Raw genomic sequence first — 7,362 nt, 5'->3', positions numbered from 1 at the left:
AATACCTGCCTGTCACGCAGGGGGTCGCGGGTTCGAGCCCCGTCCGTTCCGCCACTTAATTGAATAGCCCTGACTTAATAAGTCAGGGCTTTTTCATGTGCAAAATTCAGTGTTAATTATTGATTTAAACGCAATATTCTTCTGCTTATAAGCGGATTTTTCGTCAACAATAAAGCTGCCAAAATACTTCCCATCGCAATAATCCACAAACGATGAGGAAATCATGACAATCCCAGCCTTTGGTTTAGGCACTTTTCGCCTGCAAGATGATGTTGTAATCCATTCCGTGAAAACGGCACTGGAACTCGGATACCGTGCGGTCGATACTGCCCAAATCTATGAAAATGAAGCCGCTGTTGGTCAGGCTATTGCTGAAAGTGGCATAGCTCGTCATCAACTCTTTATTACTACCAAGATCTGGATCGAAAACCTATCGGCTGAAAAGCTAATACCGAGTTTGCAGCAAAGTCTGTCAAAACTGCGCACCAATTATGTTGATCTTACATTGATCCACTGGCCTTCACCCGGCGCAGTAGTATCGGTAAAAGAGAGTATGCAGGCATTAATGGCTGCGAAAGAAGCAGGGCTGACGCGTCAAATCGGCATTTCAAACTTCCCGATTGCGTTGATGAAAGAGGCCATTGCTGCGGTTGGCATTGAAAACATCGCCACTAACCAGATTGAACTCCATCCGTTCCTGCAAAACCGCGAAGTTGTTGAATTTGCTAAGCAGCAAGGATTGCATATCACGTCTTACATGACACTGGCTTATGGAGAGGCACTAAGGGATGCGACCATCCAGTCGATTGCGCACAAACATCAGGCGACACCGGCACAAATCGTTCTGGCGTGGGCGATGCAATCTGGCTTCAGCGTGATCCCTTCTTCAACTAAGCGCGATAATCTGGCCAGCAATATGGATGCTGCTAACTTAATGCTTGATGCGGAGGATATGAAAAGCATCTCATCACTGGATCGCCAGCAGCGGTTGGTTAGCCCTGAAGGGTTGGCTCCGGACTGGGATTAAGTGACGAAATATTCAGTCCTGCATTCGCCAGGGCTGTTGCTTAACCCACTCACTGAGAAAGTCGATAAAAGCACGTGCTCGTTGGCTAACGCCCAGATCGCTGTAATAGACCGCGTTGAACGGCATCGCTACGGGTACTCGCTGTTGTGCCAACACCTCAATAAATGTCCCATCCGCGATTTCACTGTCTACCATATAACCGGACAAACAAGCGATACCTTGATCATCGAGACAAAGTTGTTTAATAGTTTCACCGCTGTTTGAGGACATTCCCGGCACGATGTCATAAAGGTCATGACCATTCTCAGACACAGGCCAACGGTTCAGGCGCAGCGGTTCTACAAATCCAAGGCATTCATGATTTATCAAATCCGATGTAGAGAGGGGGACACCCCTTTTCGCCAGATAAGCCGGAGTTGCTACCAATTTGCGATAGCTGATAAACAGCAAACGTGCTCGTAAGGTCGAATCCGTCAGGTTGCCTGCGCGAATAGCTACATCGACTTTACGTTCAATCAGATTGATAAAGCTCTCCGACGAGATAAGCGACAGGGTGACGTCGGGGTAGCGCTCACGGAAGGGTTTAATCATCGGCAGAATCAAATGCAGAATGACCGGCGTGGCAGCGTCTATGCGCAGAAGACCTTGCGGAGCCTGCTGACGTTCCATGAGCTCATTTTCAGCGGTCGACATCTCCTGCATAAGTTTCTGAACGCGTTTAAAGTAGTGCTCACCTTCCTGAGTCAGTGCGAGCTGCCGGGTGGTGCGCGTGAGTAAAGCCACTCCAAGTTTGTTCTCCAGTTTTTTGACAGTGCGACTCACAGCCGAATTCGCCATCTGCAGTTGTTCCGCCGCACGGCTAAAACTGCCGCTTTCTACCACAGCAATAAAAACTTTCAACTCATCAGACGATGCTTTCATTATGCTCTCCGAAGCAAAAGTCTATTCTCACTTTGCATCTTTTTGTCATTAAAGCATGAGTCGATAATGGCGCCCATCAAAACATACATGGGAGTCAATCATGCCACTTGCACTCTGGGCGCTGACTATCAGCGCCTTCGCTATCGGAACCACTGAGTTCGTGATCGTAGGCTTAATCCCTACGATTGCGGAACAACTTAACATCACGCTACCTTCAGCAGGTATGTTGGTCTCAATTTACGCCCTTGGTGTCGCCGTGGGGGCGCCAGTGCTTACTGCTTTAACCGGCAAAGTGCCGCGCAAGCCACTGCTGATAGGGCTGATGGTGCTTTTTACGGTGGGCAACCTGGTCGCCTGGTTGGCACCGAACTATGAGACGTTGGTCGTTGCTCGCTTGCTAACGGGACTCGCGCACGGTGTATTCTTCTCGGTCGGTTCAACGATTGCGACCAGTCTGGTGAGTAAGGAGAAGGCTGCAAGTGCCATCGCCATCATGTTTGGCGGTCTGACGGTGGCATTGGTAACCGGAGTGCCCTTGGGTACACTGATTGGTCAGCACTTTGGGTGGCGTGAAAGTTTCCTCGCAGTTTCCATGTTGGGTGTGATTGCTTTAGTCAGCAGCATGGTACTGATACCACGTAATATTGCGCAGCCACCTGTTACTACTCTGGCGCAGCAAGCGCGCGTCATGGTGAATCCACGCCTGCTATTAATTTATGCCATCACCGCGCTGGGCTACGGTGGTGTGTTTACTGCCTTTACTTTCCTGGCGCCGATGATGCAGTCATTAGCCGGTTTTTCCCCGACAGCGGTCAGTATCATTCTGCTGGGGTATGGTATCTCTGTAGCCATCGGCAATATCTGGGGCGGCAAGTTGGCCGATCGTCACGGGGCTGTACCCGCGTTAACGCTGATCTTTAGCACATTGGCGGTATTGCTGTTGATATTCCAGTTTACGGCTAATACACACTTTATGGCGCTGGCAACGGTGCTGGTAATGGGGATTTTTGCCTTCGCTAACGTACCGGGCCTGCAGGTCTATGTGGTGCAGAAGGCTGAGTCCTATGCGCCTGGTGCAGTTGATGTGGCGTCAGGACTGAATATCGCGGCGTTTAACATCGGGATTGCACTAGGGTCATTGGTTGGTGGTCATATTGTCGAACACTACGGTCTGGCTCAAACCCCTTGGGTTGGCGCTGTCATTGTTTTTATCGCGCTATTGCTGGTAAGACTGAGCGGTCAGCTCGACAAACCCCGTACTGCATTTGCCACGGAATAATGAGGTCAACAACCCGCTAAAGGGCGGGTTGTTACCGTAATATGCTGTGAAGCTAATTCCGACAATTAACAACGCCAATTGAAACCCTGTCCTAAAATCCCTATAACTGTCAGGTGAAGTTGTAGTCGTAAATCAGCCAGGCGGGAAAGTGCGAAAGAAAACATATGCAATGCGTTATACAGCGGGTCAGCCTGCAGAGCGGATATTTCCGCCTGGGGCGATGTTGCATCTGGGACAGGCGCTGCCGCCTGGTGCACCGTTACCTGCGGATCCTGCATTGCGGGTTTTAGTATGGAATATCTTCAAGCAGCAGCGGGCTGATTGGATGTCCGTACTGCAGGGTTTCGGCAAAGATGCTCACCTGGTTTTACTTCAGGAAGCACAAACCACCCCTGAGTTGGTCAAATTCGCCACCAGTAACTATCTGGCGGCCGATCAGGTACCTGCCTTCGTCTTACCCCAACATCCCTCCGGCGTGATGACGCTCGCTTCTGCGCATCCTGTGTATTGCTGTCCATTGCGTGAGCGCGAACCTTTATTACGCCTGGCAAAATCGGCGCTGGTGACGGCCTATCCACTGCCGACCGGCGAAATGCTGATGGTGGTCAATATTCACGCGGTGAATTTCAGCCTGGGTGTGGATGTCTACAGCAAGCAACTTGGGCCGATTGGCGAACAGATTCAACATCATCGCGGACCGGTGATCATGGCCGGCGATTTCAATGCCTGGAGCCGTCAGCGCATGAACGCGCTGTATCGCTTTGCCGCAGAGATGGCATTACACGAAGTGAATTTCACGGATGACCATCGGCGTAAAGCGTTTGGCCGTCCGTTAGATTTTGTCTTCTACCGTGATATGAAAGTTAGCGAGGCTTCTGTGCTGGTCACGCGCGCTTCTGATCACAATCCACTGTTAGTCGAGTTCACGCCAACAGCGCTTGCCCGCTAAGTCTCAATGAACGCAATCGCCCGCACCGGCGAGGCTGACCCGCGCTCAATTCGAAGTGGTAGTGCAAGAAAGCAAAAGTGCGCAGGCAACATCTCTAAGTTGGCCAGATTTTCGATAATAAGATTATCGTTACCCAGTACAGCTAAATGCGCGGGATTTTCTGCATTGCCAAAGGCATCAAGCGAGAGGGCATCGGTGCCAAATACCTTTACACCTTTTGCAATCAGATAAGCAGCACCTTCTGCAGAAAGCCCCGGCCAATCCTGCAGAAATGCGCTGTGATCGGGTTTAAGAGCCCATTTTTCATGCCAGCCTGTGCGAAAAATGACGATGTCATCAGCCTCAATTGCGCCAAAGTCCCTTTCCCAAAGTTGAATATCCTTAACACCAAAAGTGTGGCTGGGCGCAATATGTCGCATATCCAGCAGCAGGCCCCGGCCCATTAACTGGCATACATCAATCTCTTCGATTGTCTTGCCGCCTTCAATAAAGTGTGAAGGAGCATCGACATGAGTCCCGCAATGATCCCCCATGATTATCTGGCAGTTATAATTTCCATCGCCGGTTGAATAAGTTTCATTATCCGCACGGATAAATTTCGGGTGTGTCGGCCATACGGGCATGCTGGTTTGATGTAAATGACTAAGTTCTACTATTTTGCTGCTGCGAATCTGTTTCCAGAGAGCTGTCATGTCATCCTCACTTATTCACATTTACCGTTTCTTTGAGCAGGGCAAGGGGAATGCAAGAAAGCAGCAGCATCCCGACGATTACGGCATAGTGCACGCTGAAACCCCACGAATGGATAATCCAGCCGCTAACAGGGGCGACCAGAATGCCAGCGATACCCACCGCCAAACCAATCATCAATCCAAGGCTCGAAGCTGCTGCATGAGGTGAAGAATCAATCAGCAGCGCATACGCAACAGGATAGGGCGAATTGCGGAACAGCCCCCAAAAAATCAGGATACCCCAGGCAAGTGCGGCAGAATGAATAAAAATGCAGAGCGAACAGGCAAGGATCCAGCCCGCGATAATGATCGTCAGAGATGTCTTACGCCCGCGTTTATCCGAAAAACTGCCCCAAACGATCTGACCAATCCAGCCGGTGATGCCCGAAGCACCCGAAATGATGGCGGCGGTGGATAGGTCCAAACCGACCTCACGTGTGAGTTGGAGGGTTAAGAAGTTTGCAATCCCCATTTCAGCCCAGATAAAACCAAAGACCAGTGCAATCGCCATCAGGCAATTACGGTTTTTAAGGCAGCTAAAGGAATTTTTCAGGCTGGATTTCTGCGGTTTGGTTTCGATCGGGCGAGTCAGTTTGTGTTCGTCGATCCAGTTAAAGACGCGTTGATGATTTTTTTTGGTTCCTATAATCAACTGCAATACCACGATGATTAACCCGATCAAAGGGATAAACAGAAATGCATGGCGCCAATCACCAAACATTAAAATCGCAGCAATTAAAATCGGACCAATGAATTGCCCAAGCGGAAAACCGGTGTGATGTACGCCAATGGCGAAACCTCGATTTTCTTTTTGCCACCACTCGCCGAGCAATGCCACATTAATTGGCTCTGAGCCGCCGGTACCCATCCCCATAAAAACACGCAGCGCCTGAAATGCCCCCAGCGATTTGCAAAATGCTGTAGCAACACCAGATATGATCTCCACCAAAACTGCCAGGCACCAGCTATAGCAGCGGCGATAACCGCTACCGATATAATCGGAAAGCAGGCCAAATAGTACCGCACCTGACAACGTACCGAAGAAGCTTAGCGAGTTAATCCACCCAGCCTGCACTTCACTAAGATTGAAATCCTTCATTATTGCCGGCAACAGGGTGGGTAAGATGATACGGTCTATCGAGTTCATCAAGATAGCAAGTGTCGTGATGACCAGCATGGCCCATGATAAAGGATGGGCACGAGGTAACCAGCGTGGTGTTGTCGTGGTCGTTTGCTGCCCTGAAGCATTATCTGCTTCCTTAAGCTGTTCGTTAAGGCTATCGCTCATTCTCAACCCTTATCCTACCGATGGTTTATCGAATCACTGAACTCACGTTTCAGCGATAGGGTGAATGCACGCCATGTAACATTTAAATTACGAATGCGGCGCCTTTCGTTAACACTATCGGTTGGCTGCTACCATACAAGTTGCTCCAGGTGGATATTTGACCAACATCACGTCTAAGGGTTTTTAATCGGGATAAAAGTCTTCAGAAGGGGAATGAGGAGAGAGGAGAGAGATAACAGGTTGCCACGACCTCGTTGAGGTAATAAAAATGAAAAAGGCTGACAAAAGTCAGCCTTTTCGACGCATTAGGTATCAGGTGTTGCGCTATTCTTCACAAACAGCGTGAGCTTATCGCCCGGCTGAATGTCTTTAGCGTCACTGTTCCAGCGCATAACATCCTGGGTGTTCACACCATGACGTTTTGCAATACTGGCAAAAGAATCACCCTTACGTACACGGTAGGTGATGCTGTTGCCGTTATCCGCCAACTGCGTTGCTTTACCGCCCACCGTCAATTTCTGACCGATGCGAACGGAAGCGCTACGCAAGTTGTTCTGCTGTTTCAGTGCACTGACGCTGACGCCAAGCTTGTTAGCAATTGCTGACAAGGTGTCGCCTTTGCGTACCGTGTAGTTGTTTCCTGCTGCACTGACTTTCGCCATTTCAACAGGCTGCACGGATGCAATGTCACCGGATGCCAGTGAATTGCGCAGCTTAGCAACGTTGGACTTAGGCACCATAATATAGTGCGGTCCGTTTGGCGCAGTGGTGCCATTTTTATAACCGGCGTTGAAGCTCTTCAACTTGTTGAGCGACATGCCGGCCATATCTGCAGCCTGCGTCAGTTCAATTTGCTGTCCCACTTCCACACGTGCTAAAGCACGGCTTTCGTTCGGGGTCGGCAATTTGATACCGTACTGCTTGTTGTTCTTGAGGATTTCACTCAAGGCCAACATCTTAGGTACATAGACCGTGGTTTCGCGTGGTAACGATAAGTGCCAGAAATCAGTCGGCTTGCCGCGCGCCTTATTCTGTTTTATCGCTTTCAGCACGCGTCCTTCACCGCTGTTATAGGCGGCCACTGTTAACAACCAGTCACCGTCAAACATACCGTTCAGACGCTGCATCATATCCAGCGCAACTTTGGTCGAGGCCACCACATCGCGG

Annotated in this window: 7 protein-coding genes; 3 read left to right on the top strand and 4 right to left on the bottom strand. The window is 50.0% G+C overall.

What is annotated here, in order from left to right; translation table 11 throughout:
* Window positions 1-223 precede the first annotated feature (223 nt).
* Complete coding sequence (gene dkgB / locus RT340_RS20680) at window positions 224-1,027, top strand: 2,5-didehydrogluconate reductase DkgB (protein ID WP_211727987.1); 804 nt, start codon at window positions 224-226, stop codon at window positions 1,025-1,027.
* Between the two features lie 12 nt (window positions 1,028-1,039).
* Here dkgB and yafC read toward each other — a convergent pair whose 3' ends face one another.
* Window positions 1,040-1,948, bottom strand: a complete 909-nt coding sequence (yafC, locus tag RT340_RS20675) for a DNA-binding transcriptional regulator YafC (protein WP_313377617.1) — start codon at window positions 1,946-1,948, stop codon at window positions 1,040-1,042.
* A gap of 100 nt (window positions 1,949-2,048) precedes the next feature.
* Here yafC and RT340_RS20670 point away from each other — a divergent pair, with 100 nt between their 5' ends.
* Both RT340_RS20670 and RT340_RS20665 read left to right on the top strand, forming a co-directional pair.
* On the top strand, window positions 2,049-3,227 hold the full coding sequence (locus RT340_RS20670; RefSeq protein ID WP_211727989.1) for an MFS transporter: 1,179 nt from the start codon (window positions 2,049-2,051) through the stop codon (window positions 3,225-3,227).
* Between the two features lie 148 nt (window positions 3,228-3,375).
* Window positions 3,376-4,176 (top strand): endonuclease/exonuclease/phosphatase family protein, encoded by an 801-nt coding sequence (locus RT340_RS20665; RefSeq protein ID WP_058961574.1) that lies wholly within the window; start codon window positions 3,376-3,378, stop codon window positions 4,174-4,176.
* Here the strand turns inward: RT340_RS20665 and RT340_RS20660 are convergent.
* From RT340_RS20660 to RT340_RS20650, 3 genes are all read right to left on the bottom strand, one after another.
* The gene (locus RT340_RS20660) at window positions 4,173-4,868 is read right to left on the bottom strand and encodes a cyclase family protein (RefSeq protein ID WP_313377616.1); all 696 of its coding nucleotides are present in this window, start codon (window positions 4,866-4,868) and stop codon (window positions 4,173-4,175) included. The genes RT340_RS20665 and RT340_RS20660 overlap by 4 nt on opposite strands.
* A gap of 7 nt (window positions 4,869-4,875) precedes the next feature.
* Complete coding sequence (locus tag RT340_RS20655) at window positions 4,876-6,195, bottom strand: MFS transporter (RefSeq protein ID WP_313377615.1); 1,320 nt, start codon at window positions 6,193-6,195, stop codon at window positions 4,876-4,878.
* A gap of 305 nt (window positions 6,196-6,500) precedes the next feature.
* Window positions 6,501-7,362, bottom strand: an 862-nt coding sequence (locus tag RT340_RS20650) for a LysM peptidoglycan-binding domain-containing protein (protein ID WP_313377614.1), incomplete at its 5' end; no start/stop codon positions are given.

It is taken from the genome of Pantoea sp. CTOTU50773 (assembly GCF_032082325.1).
In the GTDB taxonomy this organism is placed as follows: Bacteria; Pseudomonadota; Gammaproteobacteria; order Enterobacterales; family Enterobacteriaceae; genus Pantoea; species Pantoea communis.
The sequence above is the reverse complement of the archived record's forward strand: the minus strand, read 5'-3'. Positions and strand labels throughout refer to the sequence as shown.

What these genes read in the sequence shown, in the direction of transcription:
- dkgB (WP_211727987.1), top strand. Translation starts at nt 224, where the DNA reads ATGACAATCCCAGCCTTTGGTTTAGGCACTTTTCGCCTGCAAGATGAT.
- yafC (WP_313377617.1), bottom strand. Translation starts at nt 1,948, where the DNA reads ATGAAAGCATCGTCTGATGAGTTGAAAGTTTTTATTGCTGTGGTAGAA.
- RT340_RS20655 (WP_313377615.1), bottom strand. Translation starts at nt 6,195, where the DNA reads ATGAGCGATAGCCTTAACGAACAGCTTAAGGAAGCAGATAATGCTTCA.
- RT340_RS20670 (WP_211727989.1), top strand. Translation starts at nt 2,049, where the DNA reads ATGCCACTTGCACTCTGGGCGCTGACTATCAGCGCCTTCGCTATCGGA.
- RT340_RS20660 (WP_313377616.1), bottom strand. Translation starts at nt 4,868, where the DNA reads ATGACAGCTCTCTGGAAACAGATTCGCAGCAGCAAAATAGTAGAACTT.